The organism is Teredinibacter sp. KSP-S5-2, assembly GCF_032773895.1.
Taxonomy (GTDB): Bacteria; Pseudomonadota; Gammaproteobacteria; order Pseudomonadales; family Cellvibrionaceae.
This window is the reverse complement of sequence record NZ_CP120416.1, coordinates 4,490,039-4,507,146: the sequence shown is the minus strand read 5'-3', so window position 1 is coordinate 4,507,146 and position 17,108 is coordinate 4,490,039. Positions and strand designations below refer to the sequence as shown.

19 protein-coding genes are annotated in these 17,108 nt (G+C 44.5%); 13 read left to right on the top strand and 6 right to left on the bottom strand.

All coding sequences use genetic code 11. From position 1 onward, the window contains the following. Positions 1 to 10 precede the first annotated feature (10 nt). The 3 genes from pstB to P5V12_RS19210 all read left to right on the top strand — a co-directional run bounded on the left by pstB (position 11) and on the right by P5V12_RS19210 (position 1,974). Positions 11 to 871 carry a phosphate ABC transporter ATP-binding protein PstB gene (gene pstB / locus P5V12_RS19220; protein ID WP_316954695.1) on the top strand — a complete coding sequence of 287 codons (861 nt, stop codon included), beginning with the start codon at positions 11 to 13 and terminating at the stop codon, positions 869 to 871. A 23-nt stretch (positions 872 to 894) separates the two neighbouring features. After that, positions 895 to 1,641 (top strand): phosphate signaling complex protein PhoU, encoded by a 747-nt coding sequence (gene phoU, locus P5V12_RS19215; protein ID WP_316957454.1) that lies wholly within the window; start codon positions 895 to 897, stop codon positions 1,639 to 1,641. 111 nt (positions 1,642 to 1,752) lie between these two features. Further along, positions 1,753 to 1,974 (top strand): hypothetical protein, encoded by a 222-nt coding sequence (locus tag P5V12_RS19210; protein WP_316954694.1) that lies wholly within the window; start codon positions 1,753 to 1,755, stop codon positions 1,972 to 1,974. Positions 1,975 to 2,055: 81 nt separating this feature from the next. Here P5V12_RS19210 and P5V12_RS19205 read toward each other — a convergent pair whose 3' ends face one another. Continuing rightward, positions 2,056 to 3,336, bottom strand: coding sequence for a M48 family metalloprotease (locus P5V12_RS19205; protein ID WP_316954693.1), 1,281 nt, complete (start codon positions 3,334 to 3,336; stop codon positions 2,056 to 2,058). A gap of 70 nt (positions 3,337 to 3,406) precedes the next feature. Between P5V12_RS19205 and P5V12_RS19200 the strand changes: the two genes are divergently transcribed. From P5V12_RS19200 to P5V12_RS19175, 7 genes are all read left to right on the top strand, one after another. Continuing rightward, on the top strand, positions 3,407 to 3,889 hold the full coding sequence (locus P5V12_RS19200) for a DUF4265 domain-containing protein (RefSeq protein ID WP_316954692.1): 483 nt from the start codon (positions 3,407 to 3,409) through the stop codon (positions 3,887 to 3,889). Between the two features lie 7 nt (positions 3,890 to 3,896). Continuing rightward, positions 3,897 to 4,154: a YkgJ family cysteine cluster protein gene (locus P5V12_RS21815; RefSeq protein WP_410483302.1), complete on the top strand. Its 258-nt coding sequence runs from the start codon at positions 3,897 to 3,899 to the stop codon at positions 4,152 to 4,154. Between the two features lie 70 nt (positions 4,155 to 4,224). Beyond that, positions 4,225 to 5,397, top strand: coding sequence for a permease (locus tag P5V12_RS19195; protein ID WP_316954691.1), 1,173 nt, complete (start codon positions 4,225 to 4,227; stop codon positions 5,395 to 5,397). A gap of 30 nt (positions 5,398 to 5,427) precedes the next feature. Then, positions 5,428 to 6,156, top strand: coding sequence for a GDSL-type esterase/lipase family protein (locus P5V12_RS19190; RefSeq protein ID WP_316954690.1), 729 nt, complete (start codon positions 5,428 to 5,430; stop codon positions 6,154 to 6,156). 17 nt (positions 6,157 to 6,173) lie between these two features. Then, positions 6,174 to 7,256 (top strand): acyltransferase, encoded by a 1,083-nt coding sequence (locus P5V12_RS19185; RefSeq protein WP_316954689.1) that lies wholly within the window; start codon positions 6,174 to 6,176, stop codon positions 7,254 to 7,256. Positions 7,257 to 7,485: 229 nt separating this feature from the next. Then, positions 7,486 to 8,019: a hypothetical protein gene (locus tag P5V12_RS19180; protein ID WP_316954688.1), complete on the top strand. Its 534-nt coding sequence runs from the start codon at positions 7,486 to 7,488 to the stop codon at positions 8,017 to 8,019. 13 nt (positions 8,020 to 8,032) lie between these two features. After that, positions 8,033 to 8,272 carry a hypothetical protein gene (locus tag P5V12_RS19175; RefSeq protein WP_316954687.1) on the top strand — a complete coding sequence of 80 codons (240 nt, stop codon included), beginning with the start codon at positions 8,033 to 8,035 and terminating at the stop codon, positions 8,270 to 8,272. Positions 8,273 to 8,285: 13 nt separating this feature from the next. Here P5V12_RS19175 and P5V12_RS19170 read toward each other — a convergent pair whose 3' ends face one another. Continuing rightward, positions 8,286 to 8,873: a DUF3501 family protein gene (locus P5V12_RS19170; RefSeq protein ID WP_316954686.1), complete on the bottom strand. Its 588-nt coding sequence runs from the start codon at positions 8,871 to 8,873 to the stop codon at positions 8,286 to 8,288. 859 nt (positions 8,874 to 9,732) lie between these two features. Between P5V12_RS19170 and P5V12_RS19165 the strand changes: the two genes are divergently transcribed. Continuing rightward, positions 9,733 to 10,905, top strand: coding sequence for an NAD(P)/FAD-dependent oxidoreductase (locus tag P5V12_RS19165; protein ID WP_316957453.1), 1,173 nt, complete (start codon positions 9,733 to 9,735; stop codon positions 10,903 to 10,905). Here P5V12_RS19165 and P5V12_RS19160 read toward each other — a convergent pair. From P5V12_RS19160 to P5V12_RS19150, 3 genes are read right to left on the bottom strand one after another with little or no spacing between them, the layout of a single operon-like run. After that, positions 10,902 to 11,723, bottom strand: a complete 822-nt coding sequence (locus P5V12_RS19160; protein WP_316954685.1) for a glycosyltransferase family 2 protein — start codon at positions 11,721 to 11,723, stop codon at positions 10,902 to 10,904. The genes P5V12_RS19165 and P5V12_RS19160 overlap by 4 nt on opposite strands. A 29-nt stretch (positions 11,724 to 11,752) precedes the next feature. Continuing rightward, positions 11,753 to 12,577: a patatin-like phospholipase family protein gene (locus tag P5V12_RS19155; RefSeq protein ID WP_316954684.1), complete on the bottom strand. Its 825-nt coding sequence runs from the start codon at positions 12,575 to 12,577 to the stop codon at positions 11,753 to 11,755. Next, a complete protein-coding gene (locus tag P5V12_RS19150) occupies positions 12,574 to 12,891 on the bottom strand; it encodes a hypothetical protein (RefSeq protein WP_316954683.1) in 318 nt (105 codons plus the stop codon). Before P5V12_RS19150 ends, P5V12_RS19155 begins: the two co-directional genes overlap by 4 nt. 76 nt (positions 12,892 to 12,967) lie before the next feature. Between P5V12_RS19150 and P5V12_RS19145 the strand changes: the two genes are divergently transcribed. Together P5V12_RS19145 and P5V12_RS19140 are read left to right on the top strand one after the other, a co-directional pair. Further along, positions 12,968 to 14,104, top strand: a complete 1,137-nt coding sequence (locus P5V12_RS19145) for a class I SAM-dependent RNA methyltransferase (protein WP_316954682.1) — start codon at positions 12,968 to 12,970, stop codon at positions 14,102 to 14,104. Positions 14,105 to 14,254: 150 nt separating this feature from the next. Beyond that, positions 14,255 to 14,578 (top strand): hypothetical protein, encoded by a 324-nt coding sequence (locus P5V12_RS19140; protein ID WP_316954681.1) that lies wholly within the window; start codon positions 14,255 to 14,257, stop codon positions 14,576 to 14,578. Between the two features lie 18 nt (positions 14,579 to 14,596). Here P5V12_RS19140 and P5V12_RS19135 read toward each other — a convergent pair whose 3' ends face one another. After that, positions 14,597 to 16,963, bottom strand: coding sequence for a TonB-dependent receptor (locus P5V12_RS19135; RefSeq protein ID WP_316954680.1), 2,367 nt, complete (start codon positions 16,961 to 16,963; stop codon positions 14,597 to 14,599). Positions 16,964 to 17,108 lie beyond the last annotated feature (145 nt).

The following is a 17,108-nucleotide window of genomic DNA, read 5'->3' as shown; positions in this document are numbered from 1 at the left end:
GAGATAAGTTATGACAGTAGAAACTCCTGAGCAAACTACCCATAGACCTGGCAGTGGAGAAAATTCCACCCTTCCTGATGCTGATCAGGCGGTAGGTAAAGCGTTGCTCAACGACGATATTAAATTCAAAGTACGTAAGTTGAGCGTTACCTACGATGGTAAGGCGGCAATTAATAACGCCAGCATTGATATCGGCAACAAAGAAATTATTTCGATGATTGGCCCTTCCGGTTGCGGTAAAACCACATTCTTACGTTGTTTGAATCGAATGAACGACATTATCGAAGGCTGCGAAGTATCCGGTCAGGTTCAATTGGACGGTGAAGAAATTTATCACCCGAAAATGGATGTGGTGACCTTGCGTGCTCGGGTGGGCATGGTTTTTCAAAAACCCAATCCGTTTCCAAAATCCATCTACGAAAACGTTGCCTATGGGCCACGTATTCACGGTTTGGCTATCCGCCGTTCGGAAATGGACGAAATTGTTGAAACATCACTGCGTCGGGCAGGATTATGGGAAGAAGTGCAAAATATATTACACAAACCCGGTACCAGTTTGTCTGGTGGGCAACAGCAACGTTTGTGTATTGCCCGAGCCATTGCCATTCAGCCGGAAGTGATTTTGATGGATGAACCCTGCTCGGCACTGGACCCGATTGCCACGGCCAAAATCGAAGAACTCATGTTTGAGTTGGGGAAAAACTACACTATCGTAATTGTCACCCACTCGATGCAACAGGCTGCTAGAGTATCTGATAGGACAGCGTACTTTCACATGGGAAGAATTATTGAAGTGAACGACACGCAAAAAGTATTTACCAACCCCGAACATATGCTGACAGAAGCCTATATTACTGGTCGTTTGGGGTAAGGTATTTTTAGAGTATGAAAACAATGAACGCGACTCATCTGAATCAACATATATCGCAGCAATTTAATGCCGACCTCGAAACTCTTCGCTCAGATTTTCTGGAGATGGGCGGCATGGTGGAAAATCAGGTCGTTAATGCGGTAAAGGCGATTGAAACGGTGGATGTGGATCTGGCCGATGAAGTGTGTGGATTGGAGCAGGAAATTGATCAGTGGGAAATTAATCTGGATCATGAGTGCACGTTGATCCTGGCTCGACGGCAACCGGCAGCATCTGATTTACGTCTGGTCATGATGGTTTCCAAAGCCACTCGGGATTTAGAACGTATTGGTGACGAGGCCAATAAAATTGCCAAAATGGCGCTGGCACTCAGCGAAGAAGGTGAAGCCCCGCGCGGTTATGTTGAGCTTCGTCATATCGGCGCGAATGTTGCGCAGATGATTAATCTGGCTCTGGATGCGTTTGCCCGTTTTGATGTGAAGGCAGCAATACGGGTGGTCCGGGAAGATAAAGATGTGGATCGGGAATACAAATCGGCAATGCGTGAACTGATCACCTTTATGATGGAAGACCCCCGCTCAATCAGTCGGGTGATGAATGTTACTTGGGCGCTACGCTCTTTGGAGCGCATTGGTGATCACGCCCGGAATATTGCTGAACAGGTGATTTATCTTGTTTATGGCACAGATGTTCGTCACCTGCCCATCAAAGAAATTGAAAAACAAATCGAAGAACGTGAGCAGAGCATGCGAGCCCCTCTACCCAGGTAGCGTGTTTTTTATACGTTTTTGGTGTTTTTCCAAGAAACGAAACGATCTTTTAAGAATAAGCTAAACTCATACATAGCCATTTAAAATAATTAAACACACCATTGAGGCGCTATGAGTTTATCCACTCGATTCACTTATTTATGTTTACTCTTGTCTAGCCTGATACTTCTTGGCTGTGAAGGTGGTATTCGGGGAATGAGTAATCAGGAATTGGCTGCAAAAAGAGAGGCTTGTATTCAAGGCAATCCCACCTCTCCCGGTAAAGTAACCGCGTGCGAAAACATAAGAAAAGAGTGCGAACGTCGACGAAAAGAAGGCAATTTTGCTTGTTAATTGAAGTAATACTGGCGTGATGAGAAAAAGAGAGTGACGCGGATCGCGCCACTCAATATGTCCTGCAAAAATTCCGAATAGCTATTGTGCTGTTGTAGCTGGTTGTAGTTGAGCAAGCTGTTGCTTGGCTGCCTGGCCGATTTGTCCCTGATCTTGAGCGGCAAACTGAAAATAACCGATAGCCTTGTCTCGATTCCCTGCAGCTAATTCCAGTTCACCCAAATGAAACGCCGCTATTGGGGTGGGTAGCAATTGAGTACTTTTTTCCAAATTGCTTTTGGCGTTAGTACTGCTCTTTTGTTCAAGTTGAGATAATCCCAAACCTAGGTAGCCCAGGAAATACTCCGGGTTAAGCGCCACAGCTTTGGAAAAGTTTTTGGCTGAGTTATCAAACTGCTTCTGCGCCATATAGACCTGGCCGCGGGTAATGTGGAACAAGGCTTCGTTACCCTGCATTTTTATCGCTTGATGAGTCAGGGCCAACGCGCTGTTGATATTGTTGTCTGCCAGTGCTTTGCGGGCTTTTTGGTTGAGGTCGTACGCGGCGCGGTCCTTTCTGATTTGTTTTATGGCCGCTTGGTAAAGCTCTTTGTTGCGCACACCTTTACCGAGTGATTGGGCTTTTTGTCGGTTTTTGTCTACCCGTTCCTGTGATGGTGGGTGGCTGGCGAATAGATCTGACATCCAGTTACTTTGCTGGCCTTTAGAGAGTTCAACAAATTTTTCCTGCAACTCCACTGCGGCTTGAGGGTCATAGCCTGCCTTAACCATGTAGTTAATGCCGTAAAAATCCGAGTCGAGTTCTTGTTGGCGTCCATAACGAGCTTGATATAAGCCTGCGCCCAAACCTGCACCCATTGAAATTAATTGCCCATACTCAGAGTTTTGTGAGGCCATTCCTGCGGCACTGACACCGATCCCGAGTAATGTTGCCTGGGTCATTTGCGTTGCACCGTGCTTGGCGGCGGCGTGAACAATCTCGTGACTGAGTACGGCTGCCAGCTGGGCTTCGTCTTCCAGCATCCACAGGAGTCCTCGGTTAACGGCAATTTTTCCGCCAGGTAACGCCCATGCGTTGGGAACATCGTTATTTAACACAACGAACTCATAGGGTAAGTTGGGTCTATCGCTGACTTTAGCCAGTTTTTGCCCTATTTGATTCACGTACAGGGTTAAATCCGGATCGACGATATACCGACCGCCTTGTTGTTGTTGATAGGGGCCGTAATTTTTCTTGCCGATCTCCACTTCCTGCGCGGGAGAAATCAACGAAAACTGCGATTCTCCAGTTACCGGGTTTTCGGCACAGCCTGCGAGAAATACGATAGAGAGAAAGGTGAGTAAACCAAAAGTGCGGATCATGAATGTCTCCTTTAATGAAGCCGACTATGAACTATAATGCGGAGCTTAGCTGGAAGGGGCCCCTTTTTATATGAGTAATTATCAGTTTATTGAATTATACGCTGGCTTACGGCCAGATGGTCAGCCCGTGGTTGAGCGGCTACAGGTAGAAATATTAGATGATGATAGCTGCAAGTTAATTAAATCGCCCAGTTTTGTCCAGGGTGTGGCTAAAGGTGACAACGTAAAGCTCAACCAGGACGAGCGTACATTTGAACTCATTAAACGTTCTGGCAATCTGAGTATCCGTGTATTTGCCAAGCAGGATATTGGTGCGATTGAAGCCGATGTTACACCCCGCCTGGAAAAACTGGGGGGAAGTCTGGATTTCGAAAACGAGCGGTTACTTGTCTACAGTATTCATGTGAGTTGCGGTTTTAAAGAGATTGAAGCGATACTGAATGATCATATCGGTGAAGAGACGGAAAGTGCCTGGTTTTACGGTAATGTCTACGATCCTGCCGACGGTGTAACGCCATTAAACTGGTGGCAAGAGATTCTTAAACCCCAGTAACTGCTATATGGAATGCCGACCAAATTGCGGCGCATGCTGTATTGTGCCGTCGATTAACAACCCGATTCCGGGTATGCCCAATGGAAAGCCTGCGGGTACCGTTTGTGTCAATTTAAATTTGGAGACAATGAACTGCCGGATATGGGGTCAAAGCCAATATCCGAAAGTTTGCCAGCAGTTTCGACCAGAAAAGTTTTTTTGTGGCGACACACGTGAAGAAGCCATTGAGCTGCTTACCTGGTATGAAGAGCAAACCCGGAATTAACATTGTAAAAAAGTAACGGTATAAACAATGTGGGTTTTGACTACAGCAATCTGTGTATATAGGTGTCAAAGTGTCTGAAAAGTGTTGCGGTAATCAAACCGATATCAAGAAAGAGGCAGCCTCTTCCTGTTGCGACTCGAAACCAACGGAAACTGTTCAACAGAAAAACTCTTGTTGTGGGTCTGCTGCATCAGAGAGCAAGATGGAAGTGTCGTGTTGCGATACTGACTCAAAAAAGTTTGACTATTTATTGTGGTGTTCAGCAGGCTTCGTTATCTTTTTTTACGCAGTACACCTTATTAATCCAAGTTTACCTCTGGCCTACGCCGATAAAATACACGGACTGGGCCACGCTTCATTTGACTTGGTCAATACTATGGCCTGGGGTGCGTTGTTCGGTATCTTGATGGTTGCGTTACTGTCGCGATTACCTCGAGAGATTGTTATTTCCGCTTTAGGCACCAATCGGGGTTGGCAAGGTTTGTTGAGAGCAACTGGCGCTGGAGTGCTGTTGGATTTGTGCAGCCACGGTATTTTGATGGTAGGGGCAAAATTATATGAACGCGGGGTTTCCACCGGCCAGGTGATGGCATTCCTTATTGCCAGCCCGTGGAATTCATTTTCCCTGACACTTATATTAATTGCCTTGATCGGTTTAACCTGGACGTTGTTGTTCATTGTGCTCTCGATTGCGATCGCACTAGTAACCGGGTTTATATTCGACGTGCTGGTTGAGAAAAATGTGCTGCCTCGAAACCCTAATAGGTGTGACCTTCCAGAAGATTATCAGCTTGTTCCTGCGATAAAAAATGAGTTGGCGTCCATCAGAATCACCCCGAAATCCATCCTTGTATTCATTACTGACGGCATTAAAGAATCCCGCACGGTTCTACGTTGGTTATTTTTCGGTATTGTTTTGGCGTCCCTTATTCGTGTCTTTGTGCCTGAGGATATTTTTGGCACCTATTTTGGCCCGAGTATTCTCGGCTTAGGTGTGACGTTAGTCGCGGCCACCATATTAGAAGTGTGTTCTGAAGGGTCGACGCCAATTGCCGCGGATATTTTTAACCGTGCCGGTGCCCCCGGAAACAGTTTCGCGTTTTTGATGACCGGAGTATCTACGGATTACACGGAGATCATGGTATTAAAAGAGACAACGCGATCCTGGAAACTGGCGTTATTTCTTCCTCTGGTTACGCTGCCTCAGGTCATTATGATTGCGTTAATCATTAATGCATTGTAATCATGAATAAATACGTTTTGTAAGGTGTATATGGCTAGTTCATACAGCAGTAAAACTCGTGTTTTAATCATATGTATTGCTATCTATGTGGGGATTCTGCACGCAATACTGGCATTGTTAATAGTGCGCCCCTATTATGCAGACCTATTTGCCGGAAAGCTTGGTTTGGCTGTGTATGATCAGAACAGGTTCTACCAAAATATGGTCACCTTTCATCAGCGGGTAAGTGGCAACATCCCAAAGGGTGCGGTGCTTTTCATCGGTGATTCAATTATTCAGGGATTGGCTGTTAATGCTGTTGCTGGTAACGCGGTTAACCTGGGTATTGGTGGTGATACCAGCGCAGGTGTTATTCGCAGAATTGAAGACTATCGCTATTTGGAAAGTGCATCTGTCATTGTTATTGCGATTGGTGTAAACGACCTTGCGGGGGCCAGCAGTAACCAGGCGATCGTGGCAAATATCGAAACAATATTGCAACGGTTACCGTCCAAGGTGAAAGTGGTGTTAAGCGCTATCCTCCCCGTGGATGAACAGGCTTCATCAGGGCTTTTAGGCTACAACCAACGTATTGGCGAAATTAACAATGCTCTGAATATGTTAGCCAAAAAGCATGGTGCGGTATTTATCGATGCAGGGGCTGATATGAAGGATGCTAATGGCAACCTAAAACGTATCTTGCATATCGGTGATGGTTTGCATTTAAACCCCACGGGTTATCAACCTTTTATTCACGCGTTACAAATAGCGATTAAGTAGCGGTTTGGGAGAGTACAGTGTCAAATAGAATTGACTTTTTGGATGGTATGCGTGGCTTGGCCATTTTGATGGTGATTGGCTACCATGCCTTTTCGCGCTGGCCAGCGTTGGTTCCATATGGTGATAGCTACCAGCATGTGGCCATCTTTAAAATGGGATGGTTGGGTGTTGAGTTATTCTTCCTAATTTCCGGTTTTGTGATTTTAATGACACTGGAAAAATGTGATGGCATAAAGACCTTTGTCTACCGCAGGTGGTTAAGATTATTTCCTGGTATGCTTATTTGCTCGCTGCTGGTGTTTGCTTCGCAAGGGTTCTTTCTGGAGCGCCCTGCTGGTCAGGTTGATGCGATCCATCTCATTCCTGGCTTAACGTTCATGGAACCGGATATTCTCGGTAAGATATTTGGCCATTCCTTTGAGTCCCTTGAGGGTGCTTATTGGTCACTGTATGTTGAGTTTAAATTTTATATTTTTGCCGCTATTGTCTATTTCGTTGCTGGCAGAAATATTCTTGTTCTAAGCTTGCTTGCGGTCTACGTCATGAGTGTGGTTTCCGAGCAGCTTGTTGGTTACTCACAGTTCCTCCCTCTTGTTTTAGCCCATAAAATTTCTGTTGTAATGACATTTGAATATTTTGGCTGGTTTGCAGCTGGGGCGTGTTTCTACATTTATTTCAAAGAAAGGCAAAACAGCTGGTTTATATATGGCTGTGTAATTTCGGCGGTTTCTTCTATTTTTGTTCGACACTTTACGGCATACGATATTGTTGGTGCATGGATTATTTCAGCGATCTTTGCTCTTTCTTTGGTAAGCCGTTTGGCGCAAAGGGTGTTAGTCGCTCGGGTGTTCCTGTTTTTTGGTTTTATCAGTTACCCGCTTTACCTAATCCACGAAAACGCGATGATAGCGATGATTATCAAGTTGGGTAAGTTGGATGCTGGCTACAACGGGCTACTCTATCCAATCTTGCCGGTTCTGGTTTTGTGCGCTGTGGCTTACGTTATTGCGAAATACGGAGAGCGTAATATTAAGCTTTTGCTTGTTAGTTCGATTGCAAAATGTAAGTTAGTCGTCCTGAAACAAGATAAAGCAGTATAGCCAAATGCAATAAATGAGAGCTTGGTGGTTAGGTATCGGTTATAGATGCGCTAACTGCCCTGCTCGAGCAAGCCTCCTATCTCTAGCTTAGATGGCATAGCCGCATACTCCCCTACCCACGATTTCAATTTTTACGCTTAAAAACGCAAATAACGGTCGCATTATAATTTATTGTGTCGTCTAATATTGCTTTTAGGTGTGTCATTTTGGAGAAATGCCAGAGGGAATTATGAATCGATCATGTCCGAATTGTCTCCTGCCTTTGCATCGAGCAGGCCTGAAATGGGGAGGCGTTTATTACGATAAGCCACAGGTCTGTCCTCACTGCGGGGTGGTGCTTATTGTTAACCGACATAGGAATGAGAATTATATCTTTCCTCCATTGCTGGGTTTGAGTGTCGTTTTTAATCTTACTTTTTTGCTAAACCTGCATGAAAATCAATACGTTATGTGCTTTCTGGGCATCGTTTTGCCTGTTTTGTTTGGTCTGGCGGTCTTCAAATATCTTTCTATCCCCGGTGATTGGTTACGCTATCAAATGATCAAGAGTGTTCCAACGGAAGTGGATGTACCGATTTTTGACGGACTCCTGGCAACCCAATTTGATGATCTGGATCTTGGCAACCGCCATCTGGAAAGTGATAAATTCTGGGGCTTCTGGAAAAACAAAGATCAACAAAACAACCAAATCTCCATGCTGATCGCATCAGGTACTAACCTTAAAGAGCAGGAATCAGAGTGGGGTTTCTGGAAAATGAATTAATTGGGAGGCGGTCATGGCCGAAAGCAAAGATTATCTAGAAATGACGTTTAAATCCATCAATTGCTTTGCAGATGATGGCAAGCTTGATGCGGAAGAATTAGGCAAGATTTTTGATATCGCCATGCGTGACGGTGAACTGGATGCAAATGAACGGCGGGTGTTGAACAACATAATTAACCGGGTCAGACCGGAAGAGTTAGATGGCCCGCTGTTGGAAAAAATGGACGAGATAAAAAACCAGTTCTGGGAATAATTTGCATTAAATTTTAATTTATCGACGCCAAATCCGTTACTAATTCAGTAACGATGTGTTTGCCGATAGAGGTTTTATCCACCCAGTAGCCTGGGTGGTCTACTCCCATAAATAATGGGCTTCCATGTTGTAGTTTGGTAATCATATCTTTTGTAAGATCGAACTGAAGATAACGAAGGGTCGCTGGCTTGTCATCGAGTCGTGCTTGTACTTTGCTCAGACGGATTTCTGCTCTCAAAGGTGCGCAGCCATCCACGGTTAACCAAATTTTGCCTTCAATATCATCCAAAAAACTGTGACTGATTTGGGTGCGAGAAAAAGTTGTGCTGACCGTGCACTTCCAATTATTTCCGTTGGGAATTAGCGGGTTATATAAATCCAGCTCATGCTGTAGCTGCTGCTTGTCAATAATCCTTTCAGACCGGATAAGTTCCTGAATTCTATAGCGAACCGTTACCTCATCTTCAAAAGTAACGGTTACACAGTCGCCTAATACAATTTGCCTGTTTTTTTTGTGAGCACCAACCTGCTGTTGAAATTGATGTCGCTTTGCAGAGTAAATTTCAATGCTCCACAAATCTGAAGGATACAACTTATGCATACAATCGCTCCTTGGTATGACAACCAGCTTCTACCTATCTGCCATAAACATAAAGGACGATCTGTCTTGATTTATATTTCAGTGCTTAAGAGTATTAAAAAACTGGTAAATACAGGTACTTCACTCTTCTAGTATTTTTATTTTTTGTAAGTATTACGAAAAAAGCATCTCTTGTAGATTAATATAGTGACAAAAAAAAGATTTTGAAGAACAAAGTACTATTTAATGTTTATCTCTTTAGACTATAAAGATATATTCATCAAAGCAAGCAATATATTGGTGCATATTTTTAGTTTGAGACAAAAAAATAATAATATATCCAGTCGTTTTAATATTGCGCAAACATACGTCAGTTATATTTCAGTTTCTCTTAATTAAATGCTTGCCCGTTTTCTATACCCGGATTGATGCTTTTCGAGCCTCTTAATCTGTAATAAAACTGTCATATTGATTGTGTTTAACGTTTAAACCAGCCAGGAAAACAATAAGACTTATTCACAATATGTATGGGGTTAAAGCTGATCGAAATAGCGCCACAATTGAAAGCCTGATTGTGTAGCGGCGATTCGTGTTGACATGTCCGGGGTTCGAGTTTGAGTCCTTAGTTAAGATAGACCTAAGGGTCAATCAATTGGTCATCTAATGATCGCATTCCTGTTGAGTCTACGTCTCCCATTAATGAAAAGCATCGGTGTTTTGACATAAAGGAAAAGCTTGTAGCGAATATGCGCTGATTTCGGAGAAAGTTGCGTGCTGAATGATAACAACGTATCTTTTGCGGGTTTTTTAGTGCCTGGGGGAAAAGTGTGCAGCGTGTGCCCTGAGGTAGGTAATGATCCAGCATAGGTAACTTGATGTGATGAAATACGATGTGGTGATTCTGGGTGGTGGTGCAGCTGGGTTAATGTGCGCCGCAACAGCGGGACACCGGGGGCGAAAAGTTGCTGTATTGGACCATGCAAATAAAGTGGGGAAGAAAATTCTCATGTCCGGTGGCGGGCGCTGTAATTTTACCAACTACTATATTGAGCCGGAAAATTTTATTTCTCAAAATCCCCATTTTTGTAAATCTGCCTTAAGCCGTTACACGCAATATGACTTTATCAGTTTGGTTGATAAGTATCACCTGGCGTACTACGAAAAAACCAAAGGCCAGCTCTTCTGTGAGAACAAAGCGCAGGATATATTAAATATTCTCCTGGCGGAATGTGACAAAGCGGGTGTGGATATTGTCACTCAGTGTTCGATTGAAAAAATTAAAAAGAATAAAAATTTCAAATGTGTAACCTCAATCGGCGATATTAAATCTGAATCTCTGGTTGTCGCCACAGGTGGTCTATCTATTCCCACTATGGGGGCAACGGCGTTTGGTTTTGATATCGCCAAACAATTTGGTTTAAATATTATTCCTTACCAGGCATCCCTGGTTCCTTTTACGCTTACCGGGAATAGTTTGGAAATCGCAAAACAACTTTCGGGTTTGTCTTTAGATGTCACTATTCAATGTAAACATCAGTCTTTTAAAGATGCTCTGTTATTTACTCATCGAGGGCTGAGTGGTCCCGCAGTATTGCAAATTACTAACTACTGGGATCTCGGTGAACAAGTCACGATAGATTTTCTACCTGACATTGATTTGAATGAATATTTCAATTCCTGGCGGGAGCAACAAAGTAAAAGTGAGCTGCGAAATCTTTTGGGTGAGTTTGTGCCTAAACGATTCAGTCAAATATGGTTGGAACAAATAGGATTAAATAAACCGTTTCACCAATTGACTCAGGAGGAGATGTCAAACATCGTTACGCACTTTAAGTCTTGGCAATTCAAACCTTCTGGCACGGAAGGGTATCGAACAGCGGAAGTGACTCGCGGAGGTGTCGATACAAATGATATATCCTCAAAAACATTTGCAGCTAACACCGTTGACGGTTTGTACTTTATTGGTGAAGTGTTGGACGTGACTGGTTGGTTAGGTGGATATAATTTCCAATGGGCTTGGTCAAGTGGTTATTGTGCCGGCCAGTATGTCTAACCGCCCAACCGCTTTCTATGGGTGACCTGGTATAGTTTTGCTATTACAGAAAGGATTTTTGCTGTTAACCAGGGAGCTTTACCGCTGGCTGTAACCAATGTCTGGTAGAAAAAGCGCGATCGGATTTCTGGGTGGTGTTTATATAGTAAGTGGTGTTTCCTCAGCAAAGCAAAATTGCCTTTTAGTATTGGCTTCCATTGGGATGATATATTTCCCTGGTTCATGCGTCTGACTTTTACCAAAGCCTGTGCAATAAAACCAATTTGATAACCCGCGTTGACAACACGAAGAATCAGATCGTGATCTTCCGTACAACCGAATTGCTCATCATATAAACCAACTTCACAGATCACCTCTTTTTTTATGAGTGTTGCTGGTGGGCAAACGTGACTGCTTGCCAGCATATCTTGTAGCGTAATCCGGTGGGGTTTATCGATAAATGTTTTAAGGTCTTTTTCCCCGTCAAACGTTATTATCCCGGTGTGACAGGCAATTACGTTTGGGTTTTCGCTAAGAAACTGCATCTGTTTTTCCAGTTTCTCCGGTAACCATAAATCGTCGGCATCCAAAAATGCAATCCACTCGCAGTTGGCGTGGGCTATGCCGGTATTTCTGGCGGCGGCTACGCCTTTATTATGTGAATGTGTAATAACGGATATTTGTGAAAATGAGGATAAAAACTTTGTGGATTTCTCGGAGCATTCGTCATCGATGACGAGAATTTCCTGAGCGGGATAGGTTTGGTCGACGACAGATTTTAACGCCTCTTCAAAAAACGAGTAGGCTTGGTAGAAAGGGATAATAACGCTAATACGCATAGGCTAGCCTGTATATTTAGCGGGAGTGATCAACTAATTTGCTCCCGTACAGATTGCTCAGACATGGTTAATATTTTTCCAATTTTTCTGAAGTCAAACAGCTCCACTCCGGTTGTATCAGGCTCAATTAAATGTGTAACCGGATAAGCCTCTAATTGCAGACGTGTAGACTGCCTCAACATAATATTTACCGAACCTGACAGCGACTGTATCGGGTTTGGATCGCGTTTTTGATGAAGGGATATGACGTCTGAGGCAAATGTTACATCCGCTTTATTAAAAATCTGTTTTACCGGTAGATTGTTTACTACCCCTCCGTCGACCAAAAGGCGATCATTGACTTCGACCGGTGCAAACACGCCGGGAACCGCCATACTGGCTTTAACGGCGGTTAAGAGTTCGCCTTGGCTAAGCTCCACCTCGTGGCCAGTGTAAAAGTCCGTTGCCACCGCAACAAACGGGGTAGCCAGGTCGGAAAAATGGCAGTCTTTTAGTTCATAGAACAGATGCTCAAATAAACCGTCAGCAGTAAAAAAACCACCACGTGATTTTTCAAAAGTGAAGACTTTGGCCCACTTCAGCAGGTGTTTGCGCCTTTTGAATACACTTTTAACTTTTTCACCCTTCTGCAGAATATGGCTTCTTACCTTATCTTCAATTTCCTGGCCAGATAAGCCCCGGGCATAGAGCGCCCCGATAATGGCACCCATGCTGGTACCGGATATCAAACTGGGGCGGAGTCCGTGTCGATCAAACTCTTTTAACAGGGCAATGTGGGCCAGTCCTTTTACACCGCCGCCGCTCAGTGCGAGGGCGAAGTTTTTTTTTGATTGCGCGAGTTCAGTCAGAATCATGATGGTTCTTGCGTGTTCTCCTGGCATTCACCGGGTGTATAGCCAATGACTTTCTCATCTGCACATGCGGTACAAGCGTTACCTGCGGTGAAATATTCGTAAGAATTGCAGGGCGTAGTGACACAGCGAATACCGGTATCCTTCTGCGCGCATACTGGTCGGTAGTCACGTGTGCAGAATTGCGGCCTTTCTTCCGGGCAGGGGGTTATCTGTGGTTGGGCCTCAACAACAGGGGGTGGGGAATCTTTGCTGGCTGAACAACTCATCATCAGCAGTGAACTGAATACAACACATATGATGGAGTGTGTTTTCATGAATCACCTTATTTCTGGTTAGTGTGGCAAGTAACGATGATAAACTGCGCCTGAGTGAGTGTATAGCGGTATTGTCATGGCAAAAGTGGGTTTGATATTTGAGGCGGTTATTCGCGATATTGCGAGTGATGGACGGGGTATTGCGCCGCATGAATCGGGTGCAGTGGTGTTTGTTCCCGGTGTCTGGACGGGAGAAACCTGTCGGATAAAGATTGTTGGCAAAAAAGGAAGGGCATTTATTGGCCAACTGGTGGAAGTGATTATGCCGAGCCTTGCACGGTGTGAACCGCCTTGCGCTCATCATGGTTTTACTAAACATGAGTGTGGCGGTTGCCCTTGGATGTTTGTTGACTATCAACAACAACTCGTGGCCAAGCAAAAACGAGTCACAGATTACTTTGAACGCCTGGGTGCGGAAGATAAAGTACAACCCATATGGGCGGCAGAGCCACTGGGGTACCGTAACCGGGCGCAGTTTAAAACTGATGGTGTGGAGTTGGGCTTTGTTGCCGAAGGAACAAACCAGATCGCTGCAATTCAGGATTGCCTGATTCTGTCGCCTGCCAATCGAAAAACCCTGGAGCAATTAATTCGTAAATTGCCGAACCCTAATTGGGTGCCGGCCAAAAGGGAAAAATGGCTAACACTGGATATTGATGAAAACACCGATTTTGAAAATGTCAGTGTCAACAAACGGCTACCCTTCCAACAGGGTAACTCCAGGCAGAATATTCGAATGCGTGAATGGTTGACCGAAAAAGCCGATACCAGTGGTTGTAATACCATATTGGAGTTATTCTGCGGTTCAGGTAATTTTACCGAGGTGATTGCAAACGCCGATCGGCATATACTCGCGGTGGAAGGCGATCAACAGGCAATTCAAACATTGAGTGAAAAAAAACTACCCAATGTAAAAAGCCTGGTTGCCAATCTGTTTGACGAAAAGGTCTTTGAAAAAATATACAACCTGCGTAATGATTTTGACACCCTGATACTTGATCCCCCAAGAGATGGATTGAAAAGTAAAAATAAATTGTTGCGTAAGAAGAATAAGATGGAGAATATTTTTTATATATCCTGTGATCTCGCAACTCTGGTGCGAGATATTCAATTTTTCCAAGATAACAAATATAAAATTATCGAGGTTCAACCTTTGGATCAGTTTCCCCACACTCCACATATAGAAACGTTGGTGCATTTACGGCTTAAATAGAATGTGTGATGCTTGATCATAATATCGTTGTCTAGGGCTGGTGTTGATAATGCATTTTTATAAGACAACCATTATCTTAACAACCAATTTTTTCACTAAAACAATAACCTGAGCTCCAGGTGTCAATTTACTAACAATAAAAGGTTCATAATGAAGTACTTGATTTGTCTAACCCTAATCTTTATATCCTCGACTACATTCGCTGCAGATAGTGCTGAGATGGAATCCACATCCGATGGAATGTCTGTTGGGCAATGGGTTGTTTTGGGGGCTACTGCCGCTGTTATTGCAGGTACTTACGCCGCAGAACATCAGACCTATGCCGAAGATGTGCGTGCTGCGGCTGCGGTGGTGGGTTTAGCATCGTTTATTACGGTGACCTTGATTGACGAACATCGCAAGAGTAAACGAAAAACATTGAAGCTGGGCTTGCAGAACGCCCAGCCGGCATTGTTGTTTAGTGCTACCTTTTAGCCGTGTTCTGGTAAAGCTTTAGAAGTGATAAGCCACCTGGAACTCAATGGTTCTGGGTGGTTCAATAAATTGATAGTAGGTTTTGCTAAACCCAATTGACGCAAGAGGAACATCATTGCCCCAGTTTGAGGTTTTTTCGTTGCTCAGGTTTTTGCCAATAAGTGAGAATGCCCAAGCCGCAAAGGTGAGTCGGGAATACGCATTATATTTGGTGTAGCTCTCTTGTTTTAAAAACGCATCCTGATCATTGGCAATATTGAAGTCATCGGTATAGACCGCCTCGATACCAAGCCTGAAATCCGAATTGTTGGCTACAAATGTCTGGTAATCCAATCGCATATTTGCCGCCCAGTGGGGAGCATATTGCAATGGTTTACCGGAAAGATCCTGTTTACACCCTGCCCTAGAGCCGGACGGATTGTTTACGCTGTCTGCTTGCCAAGCCAAAACCTGATCTTCATTACAGGCCGCATTTGGAAACATCTTATATTCTGCTTCAAGATACGCGATGGCTGAACTTAAGGTAAACGCCTGAGTTAAGGCAATTTCGATATCAAGCTCTACACCCTGTGTTTCAGACTTTGCTGCATTACCAACAATAAAGCAGCAGTTGCCGTCAAAAGTGGATGCCTGAATATCTTTATATTCGCTATAAAACCAGGCTACATTAAATCTGACTCGGTTATCTGCCAATACAGACTTGGAACCAAGCTCGACGGCGTGTACCGTTTCATCTTCGAATTCTGCAGACTCCTCCAGGCCGAGCGCATTGTCCTCGTCGAAGCCGCCGGCTTTAAATCCGTTGGATAGTTTCAGATACATCATATGCTGATTGGATGGAATAAACTGCAGGTTCAGATGTCCGGTCCAGTGTTCCTCAGTACGCTCTTTTTGGTAGCTGTATTCATTTGCAAGTGCGAGGCTGAATGGTGGAGTACGGAGTGGTGATATCGGATTGAAACTGCTTAGTGCAAAAGCGCGTTCAGGGTCGGTCACTGTTTCGCCTGGTGCCGCAACAATAGATGATTTGCTGATTTCTTTGTGTTCTTTCGAGTAGCGCACACCTAATTCTGTTTGGATTTTATCTGCTGGTCGCCAGGTAAGTGAGGCAAATGCAGAATAGGAGTGGGAGTCCTGATCAAAATGGGTAACGTTATCTGCGTCCATCACGCCGGGGGCCAGCCCGGTTAGCGCAACGAGCCGGCTTTCGACGAGCGGAATCGACGACAACATAAATTTCGTGGTTTGATGGCTATCAAGCTTACCTTGCTGAAAATAAGCGCCTGCGAAGTAATCCACTGATCGGCTAAGGCTGCCATTTAATAAAAACTCCTGGCTTAACTGCCGGTGGTCTTCATGGCGTTCACGGTCGAGAAATGGGATGGGGCCGTAGTCCGCATCCATTATGTGTTCGGCATCATAGCCTTGATAGGCGGTAATAGATCGAAGTGTGCCGTTTGGTAGATTAATAACTGACGTAAGCTGCAAATTCTGAGTTTGGGTTAGATCCTCTTGGGGACGGTTTGGTAAATCCCGTGAGGCCTTCTTGTAATCGAAATCAGCTGTAAAATTCGGATCGCCGTAGAGTTGATAGATCGCTGTGGCTTCCGGGTTAGCGAGGCTAATCATATCGTTACGCCCGATGACCTTATATCGTCCCACTTCCCCCTTCAAGGTAAACTCGATATCTTCAGTTGCGCTCCAGGCCAGACTGAGCCGCCCAATACCCTCTTCCTGTTGTGGTCCGTCCTCGCCATTTGGAGCGGTATTTTCTACATAGCCTTGATCTTCATAGAACAGCGCCGCGGCTCGTACTCGAAGGCTTGATGATATGGGGGTGTTTACCACCGTGGTAATTTGTTTGCCGTTAATTTCGCTGGTGTACGAACTATTTACATAGCCTTCGGTAATAGCAGTAGGTTGTGCTGTACTGATGTTGATCGCGCCGGCAATCGTATTTTTACCAAACAGAGTGGATTGAGGCCCTTTTAGAATCTCCACCCGTTCAATATCCAAAAAGGCGCTACGTGTGCTACGCCCTCTGCCGTAGTAAACATTATCGATAAAGGTCCCAACTGACTGCTCAAATCCGAAATTAATACCTGAGCCAATACCTCGAATAAACAACTGAGTTCCGCCGGCATCATTCAACATTTGAATATTGGGAATACTTGCCGCGGCCTCTTCCAGATTATGCAGGTTAAGCTGGGAAATATAATCGTTTGATAATATGGAAACGGAAATAGGAATGCTTTGTAGTGCTTCTTCCTGGCGAGTCGACGTGACGACGACTTCTTCCAGTACGGGCTTGAGCGGTGCTTGGGCCAGAACGCAGGTGGAGCCAAGTGCGAAGTATGTGGTTAGGGTGAGTCTACTCAAGCGCATAGGGCGTTTCCCGAATTCTAGGTACCTCAACTGGGTCACGAAACAGTTTGCATGGATTATTGTAGATAACCTGATGATGGTAAGAGAGGTTTAATTGCTTATTAGAAACCACTTTGTGGGCCATTATAACCTTAATCTGTTAAAT